This window comes from Bacillus sp. JJ1503 (assembly GCF_036965125.1).
In the GTDB taxonomy this organism is placed as follows: domain Bacteria; phylum Bacillota; class Bacilli; order Bacillales; family Cytobacillaceae; genus Cytobacillus.
This window is the reverse complement of record NZ_JBALOZ010000282.1, coordinates 1-291: the sequence shown is the minus strand read 5'-3', so window position 1 is coordinate 291 and position 291 is coordinate 1.

The window sequence follows — 291 nt, the reverse complement described above, 5'->3', positions numbered from 1 at the left end:
TTCTTTAAGAATCATTATTCCATCAATCTTTTTGCAAGCTTGATTTGCCTCGAATATTTTCATGAAAAACCTCTTCCATCTTCCCTCATTTTACTTGCTGAAATTCAGTAAAGACAAAATCTGCATTTTCCTAAAGGTACCCTTTATAGAAAATAAAATACTTCTTCAATTATACAATAATTCCCACACGGGTTGGAATTATCAATCATTATAATTTGTACGTTATTTCTTTTCATAATCAATAGCTTTACTACGAGTTAATTCAATGAGCATTACTCCATTAAATGGCCC